General features: G+C 63.5%; 20 protein-coding genes, 1 other RNA gene, 1 pseudogene and 1 riboswitch. Of the genes and pseudogenes, 8 read left to right on the top strand and 14 right to left on the bottom strand.

Going from position 1 to position 23,103, the window contains the following annotated elements; all coding sequences use genetic code 11:
• Positions 1-69: 69 nt before the first annotated feature.
• The 3 genes and pseudogenes from groL to ACYVL5_RS17815 all read right to left on the bottom strand — a co-directional run bounded on the left by groL (position 70) and on the right by ACYVL5_RS17815 (position 3,119).
• Entirely contained in the window at positions 70-1,722 is a 1,653-nt protein-coding gene (gene groL / locus ACYVL5_RS17825) for a chaperonin GroEL (RefSeq protein WP_460596923.1), read from the bottom strand.
• Positions 1,723-1,793: 71 nt separating this feature from the next.
• Positions 1,794-2,081 carry a co-chaperone GroES gene (groES, locus tag ACYVL5_RS17820; protein ID WP_460596922.1) on the bottom strand — a complete coding sequence of 96 codons (288 nt, stop codon included), beginning with the start codon at positions 2,079-2,081 and terminating at the stop codon, positions 1,794-1,796.
• Between the two features lie 444 nt (positions 2,082-2,525).
• Positions 2,526-3,119, bottom strand: a pseudogene (locus ACYVL5_RS17815) (DUF507 family protein).
• Positions 3,120-3,312: 193 nt separating this feature from the next.
• Here ACYVL5_RS17815 and ssrS point away from each other — a divergent pair.
• The 4 genes from ssrS to ACYVL5_RS17795 all read left to right on the top strand — a co-directional run bounded on the left by ssrS (position 3,313) and on the right by ACYVL5_RS17795 (position 5,807).
• A non-coding RNA gene (gene ssrS, locus ACYVL5_RS17810) (6S RNA) lies at positions 3,313-3,493 on the top strand.
• A gap of 136 nt (positions 3,494-3,629) precedes the next feature.
• Positions 3,630-4,004, top strand: a complete 375-nt coding sequence (locus ACYVL5_RS17805) for a hypothetical protein (RefSeq protein ID WP_460596921.1) — start codon at positions 3,630-3,632, stop codon at positions 4,002-4,004.
• Positions 4,005-4,130: 126 nt separating this feature from the next.
• Complete coding sequence (locus ACYVL5_RS17800) at positions 4,131-4,718, top strand: flavodoxin family protein (RefSeq protein WP_460596920.1); 588 nt, start codon at positions 4,131-4,133, stop codon at positions 4,716-4,718.
• An 81-nt stretch (positions 4,719-4,799) separates the two neighbouring features.
• Positions 4,800-5,807: a ribonuclease Z gene (locus ACYVL5_RS17795; protein WP_460596919.1), complete on the top strand. Its 1,008-nt coding sequence runs from the start codon at positions 4,800-4,802 to the stop codon at positions 5,805-5,807.
• 147 nt (positions 5,808-5,954) lie between these two features.
• Here ACYVL5_RS17795 and ACYVL5_RS17790 read toward each other — a convergent pair whose 3' ends face one another.
• The 3 genes from ACYVL5_RS17790 to ACYVL5_RS17780 all read right to left on the bottom strand — a co-directional run bounded on the left by ACYVL5_RS17790 (position 5,955) and on the right by ACYVL5_RS17780 (position 9,097).
• A complete protein-coding gene (locus ACYVL5_RS17790; protein ID WP_460596918.1) occupies positions 5,955-7,322 on the bottom strand; it encodes a DegQ family serine endoprotease in 1,368 nt (455 codons plus the stop codon).
• A gap of 253 nt (positions 7,323-7,575) precedes the next feature.
• Positions 7,576-8,250 carry a response regulator transcription factor gene (locus tag ACYVL5_RS17785; protein ID WP_250677006.1) on the bottom strand — a complete coding sequence of 225 codons (675 nt, stop codon included), beginning with the start codon at positions 8,248-8,250 and terminating at the stop codon, positions 7,576-7,578.
• Positions 8,251-8,284: 34 nt separating this feature from the next.
• Entirely contained in the window at positions 8,285-9,097 is an 813-nt protein-coding gene (locus ACYVL5_RS17780; RefSeq protein WP_460596917.1) for a pyruvate, water dikinase regulatory protein, read from the bottom strand.
• 276 nt (positions 9,098-9,373) lie between these two features.
• On the opposite strand from ACYVL5_RS17780, the gene prmA reads away from it, so the two are divergent.
• Positions 9,374-10,291, top strand: coding sequence for a 50S ribosomal protein L11 methyltransferase (gene prmA / locus ACYVL5_RS17775; RefSeq protein ID WP_460596916.1), 918 nt, complete (start codon positions 9,374-9,376; stop codon positions 10,289-10,291).
• A 1-nt stretch (position 10,292) separates the two neighbouring features.
• Positions 10,293-11,036 carry an RsmE family RNA methyltransferase gene (locus ACYVL5_RS17770; RefSeq protein WP_460596915.1) on the top strand — a complete coding sequence of 248 codons (744 nt, stop codon included), beginning with the start codon at positions 10,293-10,295 and terminating at the stop codon, positions 11,034-11,036.
• Between the two features lie 92 nt (positions 11,037-11,128).
• On the opposite strand, the gene ACYVL5_RS17765 is transcribed toward ACYVL5_RS17770, so the two are convergent.
• From ACYVL5_RS17765 to ACYVL5_RS17730, 8 genes are all read right to left on the bottom strand, one after another.
• On the bottom strand, positions 11,129-11,464 hold the full coding sequence (locus ACYVL5_RS17765; protein WP_460596914.1) for a hypothetical protein: 336 nt from the start codon (positions 11,462-11,464) through the stop codon (positions 11,129-11,131).
• A 316-nt stretch (positions 11,465-11,780) separates the two neighbouring features.
• Positions 11,781-12,893: a ribonuclease D gene (locus ACYVL5_RS17760; RefSeq protein WP_460596938.1), complete on the bottom strand. Its 1,113-nt coding sequence runs from the start codon at positions 12,891-12,893 to the stop codon at positions 11,781-11,783.
• A gap of 183 nt (positions 12,894-13,076) precedes the next feature.
• Positions 13,077-14,126, bottom strand: coding sequence for a pyridoxal phosphate-dependent aminotransferase (hisC, locus tag ACYVL5_RS17755; protein WP_460596913.1), 1,050 nt, complete (start codon positions 14,124-14,126; stop codon positions 13,077-13,079).
• Positions 14,127-14,273: 147 nt separating this feature from the next.
• Positions 14,274-15,338: a radical SAM protein gene (mqnC, locus tag ACYVL5_RS17750; protein WP_460596912.1), complete on the bottom strand. Its 1,065-nt coding sequence runs from the start codon at positions 15,336-15,338 to the stop codon at positions 14,274-14,276.
• 193 nt (positions 15,339-15,531) lie between these two features.
• Positions 15,532-16,608 carry an aminofutalosine synthase MqnE gene (gene mqnE / locus ACYVL5_RS17745; protein ID WP_460596911.1) on the bottom strand — a complete coding sequence of 359 codons (1,077 nt, stop codon included), beginning with the start codon at positions 16,606-16,608 and terminating at the stop codon, positions 15,532-15,534.
• Between the two features lie 150 nt (positions 16,609-16,758).
• Complete coding sequence (locus tag ACYVL5_RS17740; RefSeq protein ID WP_460596910.1) at positions 16,759-17,370, bottom strand: UbiX family flavin prenyltransferase; 612 nt, start codon at positions 17,368-17,370, stop codon at positions 16,759-16,761.
• Complete coding sequence (locus tag ACYVL5_RS17735) at positions 17,367-18,236, bottom strand: UbiA-like polyprenyltransferase (RefSeq protein ID WP_460596909.1); 870 nt, start codon at positions 18,234-18,236, stop codon at positions 17,367-17,369. The genes ACYVL5_RS17740 and ACYVL5_RS17735 overlap by 4 nt, the downstream gene beginning before the upstream one ends.
• A 44-nt stretch (positions 18,237-18,280) precedes the next feature.
• Positions 18,281-19,621 carry a UbiD family decarboxylase gene (locus ACYVL5_RS17730; protein WP_460596908.1) on the bottom strand — a complete coding sequence of 447 codons (1,341 nt, stop codon included), beginning with the start codon at positions 19,619-19,621 and terminating at the stop codon, positions 18,281-18,283.
• Between the two features lie 310 nt (positions 19,622-19,931).
• Here ACYVL5_RS17730 and ACYVL5_RS17725 point away from each other — a divergent pair, with 310 nt between their 5' ends.
• Positions 19,932-20,768 carry a c-type cytochrome gene (locus ACYVL5_RS17725; protein ID WP_460596907.1) on the top strand — a complete coding sequence of 279 codons (837 nt, stop codon included), beginning with the start codon at positions 19,932-19,934 and terminating at the stop codon, positions 20,766-20,768.
• Between the two features lie 617 nt (positions 20,769-21,385).
• Positions 21,386-21,463: riboswitch (cyclic di-GMP riboswitch) on the top strand.
• Positions 21,464-21,607: 144 nt separating this feature from the next.
• Entirely contained in the window at positions 21,608-23,065 is a 1,458-nt protein-coding gene (locus tag ACYVL5_RS17720) for a hypothetical protein (protein WP_460596906.1), read from the top strand.
• The last annotated feature ends 38 nt before the right edge of the window (positions 23,066-23,103 follow it).

Raw genomic sequence — 23,103 nt, 5'->3', positions numbered from 1 at the left:
GAACAGGGATAAAAAAAGGAGCCGGCCCCAAGGACGACTCCCTTTTCACTTCATCGCGGTGGGGACGGATTACATCATGCCGCCCATGCCCCCCATGCCCCCCATGCCCCCCATGCCGCCCGGCATGGCCGGCATGGCGCCTTCCTCTTTCGGCTTGTCGGCGATCATGGCTTCGGTGGTCATCATGAGACCGGCGACCGAGGCGGCGTTTTGCAGCGCGGAACGGGAAACCTTGGTCGGGTCGATGATGCCGGCTTCGATCATGTCGACGTAGACGTCGTCAGCGGCGTTGTAGCCGAAGGCGCCCTTGCCGTTTTTCACCTTGTCGACCACGATGGAGCCGTCGACGCCGGCGTTCTGGGCGATCTGGCGGATCGGCTCCTCGATGGCGCGCTTGATCACGTTGACGCCGAACTGCTGCTCGGTCGGGAGGTCAAGCTTGTCGAGGGCGACCATGGCGCGCAGGTAGGCGACGCCGCCTCCCGGGACGATCCCCTCGTCGACGGCGGCGCGGGTGGCGTGCAGGGCGTCTTCCACGCGGGCCTTCTTCTCTTTCATCTCGACTTCGGTGGCGGCACCGACCTTGATCACGGCAACGCCGCCGACCAGCTTGGCCAGGCGCTCCTGCAGCTTCTCACGGTCGTAGTCGGAGGTGGTCTCTTCGATCTGGGCGCGGATCATCTTGACGCGGCCGGCGATGTCGGCCTCGGAGCCGTTGCCGTCGATGATGGTGGTGTTGTCCTTGTCGACGGTGATCTTCTTGGCGCTGCCGAGCATGTCGTAGGTGGTGTTCTCGAGTTTGAAGCCGACTTCCTCGGAGATCACCTTGCCGCCGGTCAGGATGGCGATGTCTTCCAGCATGGCCTTACGACGGTCGCCGAAGCCCGGGGCCTTGACGGCGCAGACGTTCAGCACGCCGCGGAGTTTGTTGACCACCAGGGTGGCCAGCGCCTCGCCCTCGATGTCCTCGGCGATGATCAAAAGCGGACGGCCGCTCTTGGCGGTCTGCTCGAGGATCGGGAGGAGGTCCTTCATGTTGGAGATCTTCTTGTCGTGGATCAGGATGGCGACGTTGTCCATGTTGGCTTCCATGCGCTCCGGATCGGTGACGAAGTACGGGGAGAGGTAGCCGCGGTCGAACTGCATCCCTTCCACGGTCTCCAGGGTGGTCTCCATCGCCTTGGCTTCCTCGACGGTGATGACCCCTTCCTTGCCGACCTTCTCCATGGCCTGGGCGATGATGTCGCCGATGGTCTTGTCGTTGTTGGCGGAGATGGTGCCGACCTGGGCGATCTCTTTGTGGTCCTTGATCGGCTTGGAGATGGACTTCAGCTCGGCGACCAGGGCCTCGACGGCCTGATCGAGACCGCGTTTGATCTCCATCGGGTTGTGGCCGGCGGCGACCAGCTTGGAGCCCTGACGGTAGATGGCCTGGGCCAAGACGGTAGCGGTGGTGGTGCCGTCACCGGCGACGTCGGAGGTCTTGGAGGCGACTTCCTTCACGAGCTGGGCGCCCATGTTCTCGAACTTGTCCTCGAGCTCGATTTCCTTGGCGACGGTGACGCCGTCCTTGGTGATGAGCGGAGCGCCGAAGGATTTCTCGATGACGACGTTGCGGCCTTTGGGGCCGAGGGTCACTTTGACGGCGTCGGCGAGGGTATTGACCCCTTTAAGGATACAGTTGCGGGCATCCTGGTCGAATTTGATGATCTTTGCTGCCATGTGAAGATTCCTCCTGTAATTGGTAAGTATGAAAGAGTGGATCGGAGCGGGTGCCCGCTCCCGGACTTTACCTACTTCTCGATGACGCCGAGGATGTCGTCCTCGCGCATGATCAGGTAGTCCTCGCCGTCGAGCTTCACGTCGCTCCCCGCGTATTTCCCGAACAGCACCTTGTCGCCGACCTGGACGTCGAGCGGGTAAACCTTGCCGTCCTCGCCACGCTTGCCTTTGCCGACGGCGACAACCTCGCCCTGCTGCGGCTTCTCCTTGGCGGTCTCCGGGATGTAGAGCCCCCCGGCGGTCATGGTCTGCTCCTCAACCCTCTTCACGATGATGCGGTCCTGCAGCGGTCTAATCATACTTGTCTCCTTTCCATTGAGATTCGGGATCTCTCGTAGTAGAAAAAATTTAGCACTCATCAGTGGTGAGTGCTAAGAACTCCGTAAATATAAACAGCGTCCCGTGAAAAATCAAGGGGCCATGGCAAAATTAATTTCGAGGGGAATGACGGGGACAAAAAGGCAATAAAATCGATAGGATTTAAAAACAGGAACCGCTTCAAAAGCATTGGAACGCGGATGACGCGGATTGGGCGGATGAACGCGGATACGGCAAAAACCAACGAACCGTGTTACGGCAGAACAGCCTTGACCAGTCAAAGGCAAACCGACATCCGGGGAGAGTACCAGCCAGGCGGGAACAAGGTCCCCCTTTGCTAAGGGGGGACAGGGGGGATTTTGGACCAGGCCGCGCGCAGCCGCCGACGCTGCCTCCAAAGAAAAGGGAGGCTACCCACCACCCTGTTACCACTTCCTTTTGGCGAGCTCCTCGGCGTAGAACTTCTGGTAGAGGATCTCCCACTCGCGGCTCCCGGGGACCTTGGCCTGGCTGTAGGAGGCGAGCTTTTCGCGGACCACCTGGTCGACCTGCCCCACAGCGGAGAAGAACGCTTCGATGGAACCCTTGATGGAGTCAAGGGCGCGCCGCTCGTCGGGGAAATCGGCTAAGTCGTCGCGGTAGAGCTTGTCGAAGATCTTGTGGGCGATATGGGAGATTCTGTCTTCGGAGATGTGCATGGCATCCTCGCGATGCGGCCGCAGCCGCGGGTATGGCTAAAGGACGATCTTTCTTTCCTTGGCCAGTCGGTCCTTGATCATCTTGAGCATCTTGTGGCGGTCGATGCCGGCGCCGCCCCCCATACTCTTCAGGGTCTGCTCCAGGAGCGTCTCGGCGTCCCGCTCCAGGGTCTCCTCCTGCTTGACGTCGGCAGCGATGGCCGCCCGAGCGGCAGCGAGCAGCGCGCCCCGCTCCCCTTTTGCGGTGATGAGCCCCCCCCTTTCGAGATCTCCCAGCACTCTCTCAGCCAAACGCGCGACCTGATCATCCTTGAGACGCATACATCCTCCCGCTTACCCGTGGTTCGCGGCATTGTACGTTAATCACCTGAAAAAGCAACCTGGTTTTCCGCCATTTCGGGGTATTACTCATAGAGCATTCTTAATCAATCAAATTTATGTCAAACCCCGCGAGAAATAAGAGAAAACGTCTTGATTTCTGTCTTGGCCAAAGATAGAATACAGCCACTAGACGCTCTCTCTGCCGTGACCGTATGGCCTTTAACGCCCCTGCGGAATAATCATTGAACGGGCGACTGTCTGTGATCGTGGTGTGCTGCCCCATTGCGCGGGAATTGCCTGAAGCGATCTACAGGAGCCCACCTATCAGGGAACTCGCTGTGAGGCTCCCGGGCCCACGGCACGGTGGAGAGAGTACACATAAAAAGGGAATCGGAACGCTCCGATTCCCTTTTTTGTTGTGCGGCGACAGGTTAACCGCTATATATGAAGTTTCGCAGGTAATAGCGACCGGTTCGTTGCCTTTTCGGCGCCTCCGGTGGAGCAGGTTTCATGACGAAGGGCCCAACCTCACTTCCCGTTTTTTCCACCCTCAGCACCGGGCTTTTGGCGGTAGCCGGCATCGGGGTCCTCGACTTTCTGACCGGCGAGTACTCCCTGCTGATCTTCTACGCCCTGCCGGTGGGGGTCGTCGGGTGGCGGCTGGGGCGCTGGGGGGTAGCGGTCACCTCGCTCGCCTCCGGGGTGGCCCGCTGGATTTCCGACTACCTGAGCCATGCCGGCGCCCCGGTCTCCACCGCGGGCTACTGGAACTTGCTGCAGGACGTGGTATTTCTTCTCATGTTCGGCCTGCTCCTCGTGCTGGCCAAGACGCTGATGACCGAGGACGGGAGAAAGGACGAGGAAGAGGAGAAGAAGGAGCCGTAAGACAACCATCCTCCCCCTCCCCTCCCCTTGAAGGGGGGGCCGAGTGAAGGGTCGAGCAGAAAGCACGGCATCAAGTTCGGTTCAAAGGTCGACGTAGAAGATAGAACCAGTTTCAAGGAGCGGGGCATGAAGGTAGTCGGGTTCAACGGGAGCGGACGGAGCAACGGGAATACCGCGATCCTCCTGAGGAGGGTATTCGCCGAACTGGAGAACGAGGGGATCGAGACCGAGCTGGTCGAGCTGGCGGGAAAACCGTTCCGCGGCTGCACCGCCTGCTACAGCTGCTTCCGCAACCAGGACCGGCGCTGTGCAGTCAAGGGCGACTTCGTCAACGACGCCATCGAGAAGATGGACGCCGCCGACGGTATCCTGATCGCCTCCCCGACCTACTTCGCCGACATCACCAGCGAGACCAAGGCGCTCATCGACCGCTCCGGCATGGTGGCGCGTGCCAACGGCTTCATGTTCCAGCGCAAGGTGGGCGCCGCCGTGGTGGCGGTGCGCCGCGCCGGTGCCATCCACGCCTTCGACAGCATCAACCACTTCTTCCTGATCGGCCAGATGATCGTCCCGGGCTCGAGCTACTGGAACATCGGCTTCGGCCGCGAGATCGGCGAGGTCGACGCGGATACCGAGGGGGTCGCCACCATGGAGACCCTCGGGAAAAACATGGCGTGGCTCCTCAAGAGGCTCCACGGGGAGGGGAAACCGTAAGCCGGAGGCCGGCTCACCCCGCTTTCCCGGCTCTTCTCCCACCGCAACCGCTACCTCCAGAGCTACCGAGGAGGAGGCATCATGACTCCCCATTTCCTTCCTACCCTGGTCAATCCCCCCTTCGGCGATCCTGGGCTCTACGTCGATTTCCAGTTCGCCCACCGCGCCATCCTCTTCGACCTGGGTGACATCGCCCCCCTCTCCCACCGCAAACTGCTGAGGATCAGCGACGTCTTCATCTCCCACACCCATATCGACCATTTCATCGGCTTCGATCGCCTGCTGCGCGTTCTCTTGGGGCGCGACAAGGCCCTCCAGGTCTACGGCCCTCCCGGCATCCTGCGCCAGGTCGAGAACCGCCTCGGCTCCTACAGCTGGAACCTGATCCAGAGCTACCCCACCACCTTCACCGTGACGGTGACCGAGCTGCACCCGGACGGGAGCACCCTGCGGGCCTCCTTTTCCTCCCGGACCGCCTTCGCCCGTGAGGGGGAAGAGTCGTTTTTCCGCAGCGGGGAGACCGTCATGGAGGAGGAGAATCTCCGGGTGAGGGTGGCGTTTCTCGAGCACAGCATACCGTGCCTCGCCTTTGCCTTCGAGGAGATGCTCCACGTGAACTTCATGAAGAACAAGCTGGAGGAGCTCGGCGCGCCGGTCGGCCCCTGGCTCTCCCTCGTGAAGCGGGCGGTACTGACCGGGGAGCCCGACGAGACGAACGTCGCGGTACCGGTCCGGGACGGCGGCGAACGGCTCATGACCCTTCGGGAGCTCAAGGAGCGGGTGCTGACCGTGGTGCCGGGCGAGAGGATCGCCTATGTCACCGACACCGCCTACACGCCGCAAAACCGGGAGCGGATTGTGCGCCTTGCCTGGGGAGCCGATTACTTCTTCATCGAGGCGGTCTTTCTCGACGCGGATCACGCGCGGGCAGCCGAGCGGGCGCACCTGACCGGCCGCCAGGCGGGATCGCTCGCCCGCGAGGCGGGTGCCGCCCGGGTCTTCCCCTTCCACTTCTCGCCCCGCCACCTTGGCGATGAGCAGGCCCTGCGCCAGGAGGTGAGGGATGCCTTCGAGGGTAGAATGCCATAATTCTCCCACACCCGGCCTTCGCCCCCCCTCTCCCCCAAGGGGGCGAGGGTACATAACCAACCCCTGCCCATAGACACCTGCGGCAAGGAAAAAAGAAAGGGGGCCCGCGATGAGCCCCCTTTCCTTTCAGCCTTCACCTTCCCTTCCCTATTCGACCCTCATGGCGGTGAAGAGCGAGCTGTTCCCCCGTTTGAGGAGCACCTTCAGGTACCCCCCCTTCTTCACGGTGGCGATCGCCTTGCTGTAGTCGCTCACGCTGGTGATGCGCTGGCCGTTGATCTCGCGGATCACGTCTCCCTCCACGATCCCCGCCCGGTCGGCCAGACCGTCCGGCTGCACCTCGGCGACCAGCACGCCGCGTTCCCCCCGGCTCTGAGGAGCCCGCTCCGGGGTGAGCTCGGCCACCTTGATCCCCAGCTTGTCGCCGGTGGTGGCCACGTCCTCCTCGTCGCCGTCCTTCATCTTCTCGATGGTTACCGGGACCTCCTTCTGCTTGCCGTCACGCAGGATGACCACCTTCACGGTCTTGCCGGCCGGGGTGGCCGCCACCATGCGGGGAAGTTCGCTCATCTCGTGGATGGTCCGGCCGTCGAACTGCAGGATGATGTCGCCTCCCTGCAGGCCGGCCTTGTCGGCGGGGCTGTCCTTGGTGACCTCGGAGACCAAGGCCCCCTTCTCACCCTCCAGCCCGAAGGACTGCGCGAGGTCGGCGGTCACCATCTGTACCGAAACGCCGAGCCAGCCACGGGTCACCTTGCCGTTCTGCTTGAGCTGATCGATGATCGCCTTGGCCATGTTGACCGGGATGGCGAAGCCGATCCCCTGGCCCCCCGAGAGGATGGCGGTGTTGATGCCGATCACTTCCCCCTTGGAATTGAAGAGGGGACCGCCGGAGTTTCCGGGGTTGATGGAGGCGTCGGTCTGGATGAAGTCGTCGTAGGGGCCGCTCCCGATCACCCGCCCCTGGGCGCTGATGATCCCGGCGGTCACCGTCTGGGCCAGGCCGAAGGGGTTGCCGATGGCCATCACCCACTCGCCTACTTCGGCCTTGTCGCTGTCGCCGAGGGGAGCCGCCGGAAGATGCCCCTTGGCGTCGATCTTGACGAGGGCGAGGTCGAGCTTTTCATCGCGCCCCTTGATCTCTCCCTTGAATTCGCGGCCGTCGGAGAGCTTGACCTTGATCTCGTTGGCGCCGGCAACGACATGGTTGTTGGTAAGGATATAGCCGTCATCGCTGATGATGAAACCGGAGCCGAGATTCTGCTGCTTGTGGGGATGCTGACGGGGTGTATCGAAGAACTTCTCGAAGTATTCCTGGAAGGGGTCGTTCCCATACAGGTGCCGCTTCTGTACGGTGACGGTTTTGGAGGTGCTGATATTGACGACGGTGGGTTTGAGTTGCTTGGCCAGTTTCACGAAGTCGGGACTCACTGCCGAGCCCCATGCTCCCGTGGCAGAGAGTGAGGAGAAAAGCAGGGTGAGTGTCAAAAGAATCGCCTGAAACGTTGCCCGCATGGCTACCTCCTGGGTTTTGGTAGCGTTAAGCTAATACCGGCTCCTTTGTTTGTCAAGGGAGTGGGGGCGAAGCGGGGGGCTCAGTCACGGCTGAGTTTGTGGCGTCACCCCGCCCTCCCTCCTACCCTCCCCTTGCAGGGGATCGAGAGAGATGGGAAGGAGTGGGCAAAAAAAGACGCCTCCGGGGATGAGCCGGAGGCGTCGTGAGGTGTTGCCTGACCTCCCCTTGAAGGGGAGGGGGGCGAGTTTCCGATTACTCCTCTTCTTTGAGGATGTAGCCTACGCCGCGGACGGTGTGGATGAGCTTCTTGTCGGCTTCGCGATCGATCTTCTTACGCAGGTAGTTCACGTAGACGTCGATGATGTTGGTGAAGCTGTCGAAGGTGTAATCCCAGACGTGCTCGGCGATCATGGTACGGGTGAGCACCTGGTGCGGGTTGCGCATGAAGTACTCGAGCAGGCCGTACTCCTTGGCGGTCAGATCGATCTCCTTGTCCTTTCTCCAGACCTTGTGGGTGACCGGGTCGAGACGGAGATCGGCGAAACGGATCTCGGCGCCGCGGTCGAGCTCGCTTCTTCTCATCAGGGCCCGGACCCTGGCCAAAAGCTCGGCGAAGGCGAACGGCTTGGTGAGGTAGTCGTCCGAGCCGGAGTCCAGGCCGGCGACGATGTCTTCGACGGAATCCTTGGCGGTCAGCATCAGGATCGGGGTGACGTTTTTCCTCTCCCTGAGCTCCTTCAAGACGGAGAGACCGTCCTTTTTCGGGAGCATCCAGTCCAAAACGATCAGGTCGAACTGTTTCTCGAGGGCGAGCTTCAGCCCCTCTTCCCCGTCGGCCGCAGTGTGGACCTCGTACTGCTCCTCTTCAAGACCACGCTTGATGAAGCTCGCCACCTTCTTCTCGTCTTCAACCACCAGGATTCTCATTGTGTTTTCCTCTCTCTGTTAATATGTACGCTGTCTAATCGTGCCGTAATTCACCGTGAAGCCTGCTGAGGATCTCTGCCGCCGACTCCTCAACGGATTTGTTGGTAACGTCAATGACCAGCCAGGAGGGGTGCGAGCGGTAGAAGCGGCGGCAGTGGGCCAGCTCCTCTTCCACCTGCTCGTAGGCCGCGTAGCTCCCCTTGGGACTCTGCCTGAGGTTCCTGAGCCGCGCGCTCCTGATATCCACCAGCCGCTGGGTCGAGATGATCAGTCCCACCACGCGCCCCGGCTCGACTTTCTCCAGTTCCGGCGGCGGGTCGATCCCCGGAACGATGGGGACGTTGGCCACCTTGTACCCCTTGTGGGCCAGGTACATGGAGAGCGGTGTCTTCGACGATCGGGAAACCCCGACCAGCACGATGTCCGCCTTGTGCAGGTTGCGCGGCTCCTGGCCGTCGTCCTGCTTGACCGTGAAATCCACCGCCTCCATCCGGCGGTAGTAGTCGGAGTTCATCTCGTACTGCAGGCCGGGAAGCTTCTGAGGACGCATCTTCAGGAAGTCGGCCAGCTTGAATAAGAGCGGGGTGATCAGGTCCACCGCCTCGATCTGCCGGGCCTCCGCCTGGTCCTTGACGAACTGGGCCAGCTCGGAGTTGACCAGGGTGTAGAAGACGATCCCCGGCGCGGCTGTTACCTCGTCCAGGGCGCGGAGGATGTCCTCCTCGTTCCTGATCTGCCCCACCTTGTGCAGGCGGACGTCCACGTCCTTGAACTGGGTAAGGGCGGCGCGGGCCACCCTTTCAACTGTTTCACCGGTGGCGTCCGACAGGAGGTATACATGTCTCATTGGTAATTTTTCCCAAAAAACCTAGCAATTCCGCGCAACTTTGGCGTCAGCCGCAGTCACTCATTAGATATATACCATGTTTTTAACAATACTGCAAAACTAAAATTTAATTGGAAAATGTTCTGTAGGAAAAACAAAGTTTGATTTTATCTTTCCCGGTCCTTTCGTGTCCCCCGGCGTGCCCCCCGCTCACGGTTTTCATTGGCGCTCGACTCGGTTTTCTGGTACCTTGATCCGCTGCAAATCCTCATCAACCTTTAGGAGCAACGAGCACTTATGCAAACCGATTGGGCGGAAATCGTCTGCGAGGTACCGGCCGAGATGGTCGATTCCCTGGCGGACTTCCTGGTGGAACTGACCGGCAACGGCGTCGGCATCGACAACCTTCATCTGGACACCTTTTCCCTCGACACCGTCGAGGATACTCCCATTAAGAGCGTCAAGGGGTACCTCCCCGCGGACGCCGGCCTCGAAGAGGTCCGCATCCGGGTCGAGGAGTACCTGAGAACCAACGGCCCCTCCTTCGCCGGCTTCGTCTACCGGGCACCGGTGGTCAACGTGGTCCGCAACGAGGACTGGGCCAACAACTGGAAAGAGCATTTCAAGCCGGTCAGGATCGGGCAGCGGATGGTGATCAAGCCGACCTGGGAGGAGTACCAGGAGCAACCGGGCGACCTGGTGATCAAGATCGATCCCGGCATGGCGTTCGGCACCGGCGCCCACCCGACCACCCGGATGTGCCTCGAGTCCATGGAACGGATCTGCTTCGACGCGCTGGCCGGCCGGCTCCCGGCGCGCCTTCTGGACGTCGGAACCGGCTCGGGGGTCCTCTCCATCGCCGGGGCTCTCATGGGAGCCACCGAGATCGTCGCGGTCGACATCGACCCGGAGGCCGTGCGGGTGACCGAGGAAAACCTGGAGCTCAACGAGGTGACCGTGGTGGAGGCCTCGACCACCCCGCTTGACCGCATCCCCGGCGACTTCGGCGTGGTGGTGGCCAACATCCTGGCCGAGGAGCTGGTACGGCTCTCCGCGCAACTGACCGCCCGGGTCGCCCCCGGCGGCTGGCTGATCCTCTCCGGCATCCTGACCGAGAAGGAGCAGCTGGTCGTCGACGGCTTCCCCGGCCTCGCCCTCGTCGAGATCACTCATGATGCCGAATGGAGCTGCATCACCATGAGGAAGGCGGCCTGAGGTGCGCACCTTCTTCCTGGGAGACCACGCGGTAAACGGCGACCTGGTCACCGTCACCGGGGAACTCTACCGGCACATGGCCCGGGTGCTGAGGCTCAAGGCCGGCGACGAGGTCGCCCTCACCTCCCACGACGGTTCCCGGCTCTTCGGAGCCATCGAGGAGGTCGCCGCCAAGGAGCTGATAATACGTATCGGCACACGGGAGCATTTTCATGAGGGGGATAATGCAATAAAAGTTACCCTCTACCAGGGGCTCCCCAAGGGGGACAAGTTCGAGCTCATTTTGCAGAAGTGTACCGAGCTCGGGGTGGCCGAGGTGGTCGCTTTCGAAGGGGAGCGGTCGGTGGTGAAACTCACCAGGGAGCGAGGGGCGTCGAAACTGGAGCGATTCCAGAAGATTGCCCAGGAAGCGGCCCGCCAATCGGGGCGGCCGTCGGTTCCGGCGGTGCGGATCGAGGGGAAACTCGGCGAGGTGCTGCGGGGGGCGGACCAGGCGGTGAAACTGATTCTCTGGGAGGAGGAGCAGGGAAACCGGCTGAAGGAGGCCTTCGAAGCCGTTCATGAAATTCCCGACAGCGTGGCGGTGGTCGTCGGTCCGGAGGGAGGGTTGAGTCCCGAGGAGGTGGCCGTCGCCAAGTCGTGCGGATTCGTTCCGGTCTCGCTCGGCAAGCGCATCCTCCGCACCGAGACCGCCGGGCTCGCCATGCTGGCAATCCTGCAGTACCAGTGGGGGGACATGGGGTAGAAAGGGGCGGGGTTTCCCTCAGTGGATGCGTCCCCCCCCCCCCCACCCCCCTCGCCCCCTCCCTCCAAGGAAGGGGGAAAGGGGGGTGGACGTCAGCGGGAGAGGACGATGATCAGCGAGGTACCGGCGGCGATGAGCGCGAGGACGCCCAGGGCGGTCATCAGCTTGAGCCGGGCGGAGAGAACCTCCAGGGCCTTTTCCAGCGCGGCCACCCGCGCCGAGCTCTCCAGCAGCGCGTCGGCCAGCTTCAGCTGCTCTTCCCGCATCGCCTCCAGCTCGTCGGCGAGCCCGTGGGAAGCCCCAGCCCCCAGCCGCTCCCGCACCCGTTCCACCAGCTCCACCACCACCGGCGCGTTCTGAACCAGTGCCCTCCACGGGATGTTGGTGGCCGCCGTCTTCAGCAGTTTCAGCACGACTCCGCTCGGCATAGTTCCCTCCGTATACCTCAGAGTTTCAGCTGCAAAATCATCCACGGCTTCCGGCCCCCGATCCCGATTGAACCCGGTCGCGGCGCCGGCGAAAAGTCTCCCTCACCCGGCCTTCGGCCACCCTTGTCCCCTTTCGATCTCCCCTCGCCCCCATCGGGGGAGAGGGTCAGGATGAGGGGGCGGTTCCGGCAGGGGAAAAACCTCCCTCACCCGGCCTTCGGCCACCCTCTCCCCTAAAGGGGCGGGGGTTAAAAAACAAAAGGCGGCAACCAGCATAAACAGGTTCCGCCTTTTGTGTTTGGTAGGTAAGCGTACGCTAGATCAGCGAGGCGAGCTCGTCGCCGAAGGCCTCTTTCTGCCAGCGCTTCAAGAGGGAGAGCTGCGGCGAGGAGGGATCGGCCAGCGCCTCCAAGAGCGCATTGTTCGCCACCAGCCCCACCCCGAGTCCGAGCTGGGCCGACTTCGTTTCCCGCCATACCTTGAGCTTCTTGACCCGCTCGTCCTGCTGCTTGTCGAGCATCGGCCGCCGTCCCCCCTGGACCTGGGGGAGCCTGTCCTGCGGGACCGCCAGCCCGGTGGCGACCGCCTGCAACAGGCCGCGCCCCAGCCGCTCGATCAGTTTCGACGACAGCGCCGGGATCCCGACCAGCTCGAAGTTGTTGCGGGGCTGCTTCTCGGCCAGCTCGCGCAAGAGATCGTTACTTAAGATCCGGAAGGGGGGAAGATCGGCCAGACGGGCCTTCTCGTCCCTAAACTTCAGGAGCTCCTCCAGGACCGCCAGCTCGCGCGGCTTCATCTTGTTGGCCCCCTTGAAGCGCAGGCACATGAACTCGCCGTCGCGGGAGGCGTAACGGACCCCGGCCACCAGCTCGGACTCCTCCTCGACCCAGGAGAGCCTCCCCTTGGCGATGAGCTCCGCCTCGAGCTGGCGGTAGAGCTCGATCAGCAGCGAGGTGTCCTTCATGGCGTACTCCATCATCTCCGGGGAGAGGGGACGCCGGCTCCAGTCGGCTTTCTGGTACCGCTTGTCGAGCTCGACGCCGAACCGCTTCTTCAAGAGCGCGGCCAGGCCGAACTCGCTCTCCCCGAGGAACTGGCTGGCGATCATGGTGTCGAACAGGTTCACCACCTCGATCTCGAAGTCCCGGTAGAGGGAGCGCATGTCGTAATCGGCGCCGTGGAAGATTTTCTTGATGGCGGGGTTGGAGAAGATGGGGGCCAACGCCCTCACGTCCAGCGGGGCGAGGGGGTCGATCAGCCTTGTCTCGGATGCCGAGGAGACCTGGATCAGGCAGACCTTCTCGGTGTAGTGATGAAGGGAGTCCGCCTCGAGGTCGAAGGCAAGTACCGTCTCCCGCGAAAGCCGCTCCACCAGTTGGTCCAGAGTCTTTTGATCGGTGACCAGGCTGGCCGCCGCGGAGTTGTTCATTCCCTTGTTATTCGTCTGCAAAAGTTGCCGTCCGTTTCCGCACTTGCATGCTGGGCTGAGGTTTCCGGGGCTACCCGGTGAACGTCCCGGTTTCCGGGGCGAGCCTAAGAACATTACAGTATTTTCATAATCATCGCAAGGGGCGGCCGCTCATTTATTCGGCCGCCCCTTGTTACTTTTTTTTCAGCGTGCCACCAGCTCGGTCATCGCCTGGACCGTCCGTTCCATCTCTTCGCGGGTCCCGATGGTGATCCGCATCCCGTGCTTTAAGACCGGGTCGGAGAAGTGGCGCACCAGGATCTTCCGGTCGTAAAGCCCCTGGTAGAGCCTCGCTCCGTCGCTGTCGGGAGGGGAGGCGAAGACGAAGTTGCCGCTGGAGGGGATGACGTGGTAGCCGGCTTTCAAGAGCTCCGCCGTGAACCAGGCGCGGGTTTCCTTGATCTTGGCCACGCACCCCTTGAGGTACTCCTGGTCGGCAAGCGCGGCGACGGCGGCCACGTGGGCCAGCCGGTCGATGTTGTAGTGGTCGCGGATCTTGTTGAGCGCGGCGATCACCTCGGGGCGGGCGATGGCGAGACCGAGCCGCATCCCGGCGAGCGAGTAGCTCTTCGAGAAGGTGCGGGTGACCACCACGTTATCGAGGGTACGCACGAGGTCGAGGGAATTCTCTTCGGCGAAGTCGACGTACGCCTCGTCCACCACCAGGACGCCGGTGATCCGCCCGGCCAGCTCCTCGATGAAGCTCCGCGAGAAGGTGAAGCCCAAGGGGGCGTTGGGGTTGGTGAGGAAGAAGAGGCGGCAGTCATATTTCTCCGGCAACCCCACGATCTCGAATTCCGGGGAAAGGCCGAAGTAGCGCATCCTCGCCCCCTGGATCTCGGCCAGAGTCCCGTAGTAGGAGTAGGAGGGATGCACGCAGGCGATCTCCTCCCCCTCGTTGGCGAAGGCGCGGATCAGGTTGTTCAGGACCTCGTCGGATCCGTTGGCCATGATGATCCAGGAGGGATCGAAGCCGTAGACCCTTCCCGCCTCCTCGCGGGCCAGTTTGCTGGCGGCGTCGGGGTAGCGGCGAAGCCCCTCCCCCATCTCCTTGGCGATCGCCTCCAGCACCCGGGGAGACGGGGGGTACGGATTCTCGTTGGTGTTCAGCTTGATATAGGTCTCTGCGTCGGCGGGTTGGAAGCCGGGAACGTACCCGGCCATCTCCTCGATGTTTTTACGCAGCTTGATCATGACAACTCCTTGGGGTGGCGAAAACGGTTTTGGGCCGCCTTGGCCGGTTACGCCGAAACTTGACGACTATACCCAATTAGGGTCGGCAAAGTAAAGAGATCAAAAGGTGAAGGGAGGCGGAAAATGGCCGGCGGCCCGATCCGGCCGCTAGTAGCGCTCCAACTCCTTGTAGAGGGTGGTCCTCCGGACCGGGGTGAAGCCGGCTCCCCTGATGAGGGAAATCATCTCCTCGCGGGACATCCGGAAGCAGCAACCGGCCGCGGCCACCACGTTCTCCTCGAGCATGGTCCCGCCGAGGTCGTTGGCGCCGAAGAAAAGCGCCACCTGGGCCATCTTGGCCCCCTGGGTGACCCAGCTCCCCTGGATGTTGGGGACGTTGTCGAGCACGATCCGGGAGAGGGCCAGCACCTTGAGGTACTCCACCCCCGAGGCGGTCGCCCCCCCGAGCTCGGTGTTGCCGGGCTGGTAGGTCCAGGGGATGAAGGCGGTGAAGCTCCCCCCCGCGGTCTGCAGCTCGCGCACCCTGAAGAGGTGCTCGACGATGTCCTCCGGCTTCTCCTTGGAGCCGAACATCATGGTGGCGGTGGTGGAGAGCCCCTGGCGGGCGGCCTCGGACATGACCGCCGCCCACCCTTTCCAGCCGATCTTCTTGGGGGAGATCTCCGCCCGTACGCTGTCCACCAGGATCTCGGCGCCGCCGCCGGGGATCGAATCGAGCCCCGCCTCCTTGAGCCGTGCGATGGCTTGGGCGATGGTGAGCCCCGACAGTTCGGCGACGTGGGTGATCTCGGCGGGGGAGAGCGAATGGTTCTGCAGGTTCGGGAAGCGGCTCTTGATTTCGCGGAAGAGCCGTTCGAAGTAGGCGATATCCAAGCCGGGATGAAGCCCCCCCTGCATGAGGAGCTGGGTCCCCCCCTGCTCGACCAGTTCCTCGATCTTCTTGATGATCGCGGAGTTGGGAAGGAGGTAGGCGTCGTCGTCGGTCAGGTTGCGGTAGAACGCGCAGAACTTGCACTTGGACTCGCAGACGTTGGTGTAGTTGACGTTGCGGTCGACGACGAAGGAGACCAGGCGCTCCGGGTGCTTGCGGCGGCGGATGGAGTCGGCGAGCCTGCCGACCGCCAAGAGATCGCCTTCGGTCAGGCACCAGAGGGCCTCTTCGCGGGTAATCGGCTCCCCCGCGGTGACTTTTTTGGTGATGGTATCGATCATGGGTACGACCCTTTCTGTCTTGGAACATCGGGAAGGGTGGCCGGAGCCTTATCCCCCTCACCCCTCCCCCTTTGTATGGTCATCCCCTCTCCCCCCGGGAGAGGGTGGCCGAAGGCCGGGTGAGGGCAGGTTTTTAGAACCACCCTCACCCCGGCCCCTCTCCCGGAAGGAGAGGGATTACCTTGTCCGCTCCTCAGTACGACCTGATCTCCCGGTACAACGTGTCGCGCTCAACCGGGATACGCCCCGCCTTCTTGATCATGGTGACGATGGCGTCGCGGCTCATCGCCTGCGGCGAGTCCGCCCCCGCCTCGTGGCCGATCCGCTCCTCCACCACGGTGCCGTCCAGGTCGTTCACCCCGAAGGAGAGGGAGACCTGGGCGATCTTCTCGCCGAGCATCACCCAGTAGGCCTTGACGTTGGCGAAGTTGTCGAGGTAGATCCGCCCGACCGCCAGCGTCCTCAGGTCGTCCACCCCCGTGGTCCCGGAGCCGGAGAGCTTCAACTGGCTGTGCTCGGGCTGGAAGGCGAGCGGGATGAAGACCTGGAAGCCGCCGGTTTTGTCCTGCAGCTCGCGCAGCTGCCGCATGTGGTCGACGCGGTCGGCGAGGCTCTCGAGGTGGCCGTAGAGCATGGTGGCGTTGGACTTGAGCCCCGCCCGGTGCACCATCTCCATGATGGAGAGCCACTCGGCGCCGGAGATCTTCTCCGGGCAGAGCTGGTCTCTCACCTCGGGGGCGAAGATCTCGGCCCCCCCGCCGGGAAGCGATCCCAGCCCCGCCTCCTTGAGCTTCTCCAGGGTCTCAGGGATCGGAAGGCCGGCCAGCTTGGCGAGGTAGGCGATCTCCACCGCGGTGAAGGCCTTCACGTGGAGATCCGGCGACACCCCCTTGATGGTGGCGATCATCTCCAGGTAGAAGGAGAACGGGAGGTCGGGATGGAGCCCGCCCACCACGTGGATCTCGGTCGCCCCCTGGGCGAGCGCCTCCTCGGCCCGGCTGCGGATCTCGTCGAGGGTCATCAGGTAGGCGCCCGGCTGGTCGGCGCTCCGGAAGAAGGCGCAGAACCGGCAGCGGTTCACGCAGATGTTGGTGTGGTTGATGTGGCGGTTGACGTTGAAGAAGACCCGGCGGCCGTTACGCCGCTCGTTGACCGCCTGGGCGAGCTCCCCCAGGGCGAGGAGATCTTCGTGCTGAAAGAGGCGAAGCGCCTCGGCCTCGTCGATCCGGCCGCCGGCCAGGACCTTTTCCGCTATGGCTTGAAAGTTCATGCGATTCCGATCTTGGTCCCCCAAACGGGGGGTGATTATGAGTAGGGTGGGAACCCCGTGCCCACGCGGGTGGGCCGAAACGAACTCCGCCCTGCCCCCTCATCTTGAAGGCGCAGCGCAAGGGGGACAGGCACCTTGGGAGCCAGTCCCCTACCCGCCTCCCCACCTCTTGAAGAGCCGATGCTCGATCCCGATCGCGTCCAGCACCTTGCCGACCACGAAGTCGACCATCTCCTCCACGGTGGCGGGATGGTGGTAGAAGCCGGGCATGGCCGGGATCATCCGCACCCCCAGCCGCGAGAGCTTCAGCATGTTCTCCAGGTGGATGGCGTTTAACGGCGTCTCCCGCGGCACCAGCACCAGCGGGCGTCCCTCCTTGAGCATGACGTCCGCCGCCCGCTCCAGGAGGTTGGCCGAGTTTCCGCAGGCGATCCGCGAGAGGGTCCCCATCGAACAGGGGGCGACGATCATGGCGTCGGGAGCCGCGGAGCCGGAGGCTATGGGGGAGAAGAGGTCATCCACCGGGTGGTACCCGATCCGGCCGGGGAGCCCCTCGAAATGGGTGTCCAGCGCGGCGCGAACCTTTTCCGGCTCCCCTTCCCACCTAAGCCCGCACTCCTCGCCGAGCACCGCGAAGCCGGCGGCGCTTATCGTGAGGCTCACCCGGTGGCCGCCCCGCAAGAGCTCCTCGGCGAGCCTCACGCCGTACACGGCACCGGAGGCGCCGGTTATGGCCAGGGCGAAGTGACGGGACAGGGTCATGCGGCGCCCCGGGTCAGGGTGTCGAGCAGGGTGGCGACCAGGATGGTGACGCTGATGTAGCCGTTCATGCTGAAGAAGGCCGCGTCCAGCTTCTCGAGGTTCCCCCCCCTGAGGAGCCAGTGCTCATACAGGAGCATGGCGCAGGTGGTGACGCACCCCAGCAGGAAGAAGGTACCCAGCTGCAGGGTGAGGTAGAGGGCCAGTAACAGCACGCAGGAGAGGACGTGGAAAACGCGGGCGGTCCAGAGCGAGCCGTTCACGCCGAGCCGGACCGGGATGGAGTGCAGCCCGCTCCTGCGGTCGAAGTCGAGATCCTGCAGCGCGTAGAGGATGTCGAAGCCGGCGACCCAGAAGAGGACCGCGAAGGCGAGCATGAAGGCCGGGACCGGCGCCTCGCCGCGGATGGCGATCCACGCCCCCAAGGGGGCGCCGGCGAGGCAGATGCCGAGCACCACGTGGGCGAGCGAGGTGAAACGCTTGCAGTAGGAGTAGAGGAAGAGGAAACCGAGCGCCACCGGGGAGAGGTAGAGGCAGAGCGGGTTCAGCATGCGGGCGGCGAACAGCATGAGGAGGATGGAGAGGGCGATGAAGACCATCACCGCCCCCTTCCCGAGGAGCCCCGCCGGGATGGCGCGGGTGGCGGTGCGGGGATTCTTCGCGTCGATCTCGGCGTCGATCACCCGGTTGAGCCCCATGGCGGCGGTGCGCGCCCCTACCATGGCCAGGACGATCCACCCCGCCTGGGAGAGGGTCGGCAGCCCGCGGGCCGCCAAGAGCGCGCCGGTGAAGGCGAAGGGAAGCGCAAAAATGGTGTGGGCGAACTTGATCATCTCAAGGAAGACCCGCACCCGGTCGAACATGGTCATCTCTACTCCAGCCTTGCCGTGCATCCCGGCATCTACCTCCGTTTCTAAAAACCGTACTCGCGCCAGCGGCGCTCCACCAAGCGGGCGACCGCGGGATCGGCGAGAAGCTCGGCCGCCCCGTCGCCACCTTCGGCGGGGAGCTTGCGGGTGGCGTCCACCCCCAAAAGCCCCTGATCGACCAGGAGATCGTCCGGGAAGCGGACCCCGTTCAGGGCCCGCCAGAAGAGCCCGGCGAGGGTTGCCTCCCCCTTCCCGGCGTCGACCACCACGAGGAGTTTCCCGCGCCTGAGCCAGCTCCCTTCACGCAACGATTCCAGCACCTTGCGCCCCTGCCCCGGAAAGGTCTTCCTGATGGCCACCAGCGCGCAGCCGTGGAAGATCCCCTCCATCGGCATCCGGACGTCGACCACCTCGGGACAGAGCCGGGTAACCAGGGGAAGGAGGATCCGCTCGGCGGCCCTGGCCATCCAGCAGTCCTCCATGGGAGGGGCTCCCACCACGGTCGCCTGCAGGATCGGGTCCCGGCGATGGGTGATCCTCTCCACCCGCAAAAGCGGTACCCGTTCGCCCGGATGATAGCTCCCGGTGTGGTTCCCGAAAGGACCTTCCGAGGCGAACGCACCCGGCTCCAGGTACCCCTCGATGACCAGCTCAGCCCGGGCCGGGACGCTCAGCCCCGGGAAGAGCGAAGGGGTAATCTCGACCGGTTCGCCCCGCAGGTAGCCGGCGAAGGAGAGCTCGTCGAGGGGATCCGGCAGGGGGAGCGAGGCGGCCAGGGTGAGGACCGGATCGGCACCGACCGCGATGGCCACCGGCATGGGGACCCCGGCCTCGGCGTAGCCGCGGTAATGGGCAAAGCCGCCGGAGCCGGGCTTGCAGCGGAGGCCGGCGGTGGCGTCGTCGAAGATTCGCACCCGGTACATGCCGCAGTTCACCTCCCCGGTGGCGAGGTCTCTGGTGAAGACCAGCGGCAGGGTGATGAAGCGGCCCGCTTCGCCGGGCCAGCTCTTTAAAAAGGGGAAGCGGCTGAGCCCTCCCCGCTCGGTCACCACCTCGCGGCAGGGAGCGGCCGGGACGGTCACCGGAGGGACGGCCAGGGCGGGGGAAGCAAAAAGGGGAGCCGACCGGCCGGTCAGTTCGCCCAGATCGGCGACTCCCAGGGCCAGGGCCATCCGGGCCGCGGAGCCGAAGAGGTTGGTGGCCACCGGGACCGCGCTCCCCCGAACCCGCTCGAAGAGGAGGGCACGCCCGCCGCCGGGCGCCTTGCAGTGGCGGTCGGTGACCGCGGCGATCTCCAGCTCGGGATCCACCTCGGCCGCGACCCGGTGAAGTTCACCGGCGGCGTCGAGTGCGGCGAGAAAGCCGCGTAAGTCCCTGAAGGCCATAGCTACCCCGGAAAATTTCTAAGCGTCAACTCTTACCATCTTCCACCCTGCACTGACAACGTTTTTCTTCCCCGCCGGCACCGGCCTTCCCCGCGCCGTTCACCCCGCGGACAGCTTGCTGAACATCCCCCCCCTGCCCCAAGTTCAAACTTTGCACACACCCTTTCTGAACCTGACTTTCAAAACCGCGCCCCCGTCCGCCGATTTCCTGCGCCCATTCAAACAGTTCCACCTTTTATCCGGAAAGGAATCATTCTGGCACTTCGTGTGTAACAGCAAGGGCAACAGGGAAGCAAAAGGAGGCGAGGCCATGAAAACGCCGACAGCCAATTCGATAGATAGATGGGGAAAACGGGGAGCCAAAGGGGCGATAGTCGCCCTGGCACTGATGTTGGCCGCTTGTGGGGGCGGAGGCGGAGGCGGGAACGCTCCGGCAGCCGTCAACAACGCGGGGAGCCAGCCGGCGCAGAGCGCCGCGGCAGCCACCGGCTCCTTCCTCTTCACCACCGATAACTACGGCATGGAAAACGCCAACTTCGTCTGCGCCACCAGCTCCAACCTCGGCCTCGTTTTGAGGGCGGCGGTGGCCACCGGGGTCACCGATCCCAACTTCCGGACGGTGGCCCGCATCGACGTGACGGCTCCCGGCCAGCTCGCCACCGGCACCTCCTATGCGCTCGACCCCGCGGCCTCCTCCTACCAGTTCCCGGGCGCGGTCTACTTCTTCAACGGCCACCAGTCGACCCTTTTGAAGACGGTGGGGGGCACCATCACCTTCACCTCGCTGGGGACCGCCCCCGGCCAGGCCATCACCGGCTCCTTCGATGCCAGCGTCGAGGACGACAGCGATCCGGCCAAGCCGGTCTACCGCGTGGCCGCCAGCTTCAGCTTCACCAGCGAGGGGGCCGGCGCCATCCTCCCGGCCCCGACCCCGGTGCCGGCCATCGCCGCCTCCACCTACAACGCTAACTGCGCGGGCTGCCATACCCTCGGCTCGCTCGACTCCACCCAGGGAAGCGGACCCGACCTCGCCCTCAAGGGAGGGAAGCTCACCCCGCTCTTCCCGACCAACGCCACCGGGCATAACGGGGTGGACCTCTCCGCCGCCGAAGTCTCCGCCCTCAAGGTCTTCCTCAACGTGAACTAGCCCCATCTCTGGGAGATACTGCGGGGCCACTGCAGTATCTCCCAAGTTAACCTCCCCCGCGCAGTCCCCCTTCCCTTTCGCCCATCTTTTCCCGTCAAAACGCAACCCCTCTCCCGCAAAACGGCCAACAAGCTGCCACCTCTTGTTTTTCAGGCAGTTACACTATCTCGTCAAAGACTCAGTCAGGGTCAAAATCAGTCATTGGATCAGGTACGAAAGGTGCACTGACACAGTTTGGTGACCTCTCTTCAAAGGGAAATTCCCAAATCACCAATGAGAGCACAATGATCTTTTTTTGACAGATGCTCATTTTTTTAGTGAGTTAAGCAGTGATTTCAGTGCAAATTTCCTTTTTATTTACTGCCAGATTTGCTATTGTGCCACAATTGCTGACCCTACCCTCTTCCGCCAAATGGCCGGATCGGTGAGCAGCCAAATGCCGGAAATTGCGTCAAAAAATGATCGTCCAGGCGAGTGATACCAAAATATCATTAGAAACTGATAGAAATCGACTTCGGACAGGCCAGCCGCCGACGAGGAGGAAAAACAGAGCCCGCAAGCCGTGTCCCGGCTGCCGCGGGTGACATAAAACCCAAGCATAACGACCACATACCTAACTCCGATAAAGGCAAAGCCGGAGCAATCCGGTGACGCAAAGCCACGGGTCCACACGGGTGGATAGCCGGGTTACCGAAGAGCATCAGGAGCTAGGCACTTGGCCACCCCGCGAAATGGCCAGGAAGCAACACGCCCGACTCCTGTGAAAGTCGGGCTTTTTTTTGTTTTTTGCATGAGGAATTCGGTTCCGTTAACCGCTCACGTCACAAGGAGGAAGATCAATGAAACTGCAGCAGTCATGGAAGCTCCCGGGTAAGGGATGGGTCGCGGCGCTCGCGGCCCTGGTAGTTGGCTCGGCGCTGGCCGCCGGCCAGGCCGAGGCGGCACTTCCCGGCACCGCCGGCAACGCCATCGTCAGGAACACCATCACCGTCAACTACGCCGACGCCAAGGGGAACGGCCAACCGGCGGTCAGCTCGTCGGTGGACGTGACGGTCAACACGGTGGCCGCCACCCCGACCATCGTCTCCATCGCCACCACCCCCGGCACCACCGACGGCACCGGCGCCACCACCGGTTACACCTTCACGGTGAGGACCAACTCCAACGGTCCCGGGAACATCGCCCTCGGGATCGCCGACTGCACGGTGACCGCCAACAACTGCGTGGCGCCCAGCAACATCTCGGTCTCCGGGACCTCCCCCACCGCGGCCCCGGGAAGCGTCTACCTGGGGGCCACCACCTTCGACCCCAACGGCAACGGCTCCATCCTCGGCGTGGCCCAGAACATCGCCGTCGGGGCATCCATCACCATCGCCGTCCCCGCCGACGGCGGCATCGCCGGCTCGGGCGACAACGGCGGCACCCACACCCTCCCCGACGCCGCCACCATCAACGGCCTGACCGTCAACGACACCGTCTGGGTCTCCGACGGCACCACCTTCTACGGCCCGCTTACCGTCACCGCGGTGAGCGACCCGAGCGTCCCGGCCACCTCCACCAACACGGCGGTCCCCAACGGCAGCATCACCCTCAAGAACAACGGCTCCTCCCCCGTCAGCTTCACCCCCACCATCGGGTGGCAGATCGTGGAGTCCAAGCCGGTCAGCGTGACGGTGACCCAGGGGACCATCCCGGTCGCCAGCGCCAACACGGTGGGGACCTGGTACACCCAGCTGACCGCCACCATGACCGGCGCCACAGCCGCCAACTTCCCGATCGCCCAGACCAACGGGCACCTGGGGAGGATCTCCATCAGCAAGTACGTCCGTAACGTCACCCACCCCGCGATGACCGGGAGCAACAGCCTGGCGGTCACCTTCAACGCCACCTCCAACACCTACTACGGGACCGGGGTCACCGGTAACCCGGGCGACGTGCTGGAGTACCTGGCCGTGCTTAGCGACGACGGCACCGGCAACTCGCAGGCGGTCTACGCGACCGACGTGACCCCGACCTACTCGACGCTGGTCACCGGGTCGAGCTACGGCACCGGGACCGGCAACGTCTTCGCGATGGCCAAGATCGGGACCGCCACCACCGGCACCGAGGTCTCCCTCTCGACGACCGGCACCGGGCAGGCCAACATCGCCTACGGCAAGACCACGACCAGCGGCAGCACCACCACCATGTACTACAACTTCGGTACCGGCAGCTCCAACACCTTCCCCACCGGCGGGGGAGGCACCCTGACCCCGGGGCAGACCGGCTACGTCATCTACCAGGTGAAGATCAACTAGCCCAAAGAAACCGCAATGAAATCTTGCAGCTCAGCTGA

Source organism: Geomonas sp. Red276, from assembly GCF_054784495.1.
Note: the sequence above shows the minus strand (reverse complement) of the source record. Positions and strands in the feature narration are given on the sequence as shown.

Excerpts from the sequence above, each read along its gene's own strand:
- mqnE (WP_460596911.1), bottom strand. The coding sequence starts at position 16,608 with ATGAACTTTCAAGCCATAGCGGAAAAGGTCCTGGCCGGCGGCCGGATC.
- ACYVL5_RS17760 (WP_460596938.1), bottom strand. The coding sequence starts at position 12,893 with ATGAACAACTCCGCGGCGGCCAGCCTGGTCACCGATCAAAAGACTCTG.
- ACYVL5_RS17725 (WP_460596907.1), top strand. The coding sequence starts at position 19,932 with ATGAAAACGCCGACAGCCAATTCGATAGATAGATGGGGAAAACGGGGA.
- ACYVL5_RS17740 (WP_460596910.1), bottom strand. The coding sequence starts at position 17,370 with ATGACCCTGTCCCGTCACTTCGCCCTGGCCATAACCGGCGCCTCCGGT.
- ACYVL5_RS17795 (WP_460596919.1), top strand. The coding sequence starts at position 4,800 with ATGACTCCCCATTTCCTTCCTACCCTGGTCAATCCCCCCTTCGGCGAT.
- ACYVL5_RS17765 (WP_460596914.1), bottom strand. The coding sequence starts at position 11,464 with ATGCCGAGCGGAGTCGTGCTGAAACTGCTGAAGACGGCGGCCACCAAC.
- ACYVL5_RS17730 (WP_460596908.1), bottom strand. The coding sequence starts at position 19,621 with ATGGCCTTCAGGGACTTACGCGGCTTTCTCGCCGCACTCGACGCCGCC.
- mqnC (WP_460596912.1), bottom strand. The coding sequence starts at position 15,338 with ATGATCGATACCATCACCAAAAAAGTCACCGCGGGGGAGCCGATTACC.
- groES (WP_460596922.1), bottom strand. The coding sequence starts at position 2,081 with ATGATTAGACCGCTGCAGGACCGCATCATCGTGAAGAGGGTTGAGGAG.
- ACYVL5_RS17785 (WP_250677006.1), bottom strand. The coding sequence starts at position 8,250 with ATGAGAATCCTGGTGGTTGAAGACGAGAAGAAGGTGGCGAGCTTCATC.
- hisC (WP_460596913.1), bottom strand. The coding sequence starts at position 14,126 with ATGATCAAGCTGCGTAAAAACATCGAGGAGATGGCCGGGTACGTTCCC.
- prmA (WP_460596916.1), top strand. The coding sequence starts at position 9,374 with ATGCAAACCGATTGGGCGGAAATCGTCTGCGAGGTACCGGCCGAGATG.
- ACYVL5_RS17790 (WP_460596918.1), bottom strand. The coding sequence starts at position 7,322 with ATGCGGGCAACGTTTCAGGCGATTCTTTTGACACTCACCCTGCTTTTC.
- groL (WP_460596923.1), bottom strand. The coding sequence starts at position 1,722 with ATGGCAGCAAAGATCATCAAATTCGACCAGGATGCCCGCAACTGTATC.
- ACYVL5_RS17805 (WP_460596921.1), top strand. The coding sequence starts at position 3,630 with ATGACGAAGGGCCCAACCTCACTTCCCGTTTTTTCCACCCTCAGCACC.
- ACYVL5_RS17780 (WP_460596917.1), bottom strand. The coding sequence starts at position 9,097 with ATGAGACATGTATACCTCCTGTCGGACGCCACCGGTGAAACAGTTGAA.
- ACYVL5_RS17800 (WP_460596920.1), top strand. The coding sequence starts at position 4,131 with ATGAAGGTAGTCGGGTTCAACGGGAGCGGACGGAGCAACGGGAATACC.
- ACYVL5_RS17720 (WP_460596906.1), top strand. The coding sequence starts at position 21,608 with ATGAAACTGCAGCAGTCATGGAAGCTCCCGGGTAAGGGATGGGTCGCG.
- ACYVL5_RS17735 (WP_460596909.1), bottom strand. The coding sequence starts at position 18,236 with ATGACCATGTTCGACCGGGTGCGGGTCTTCCTTGAGATGATCAAGTTC.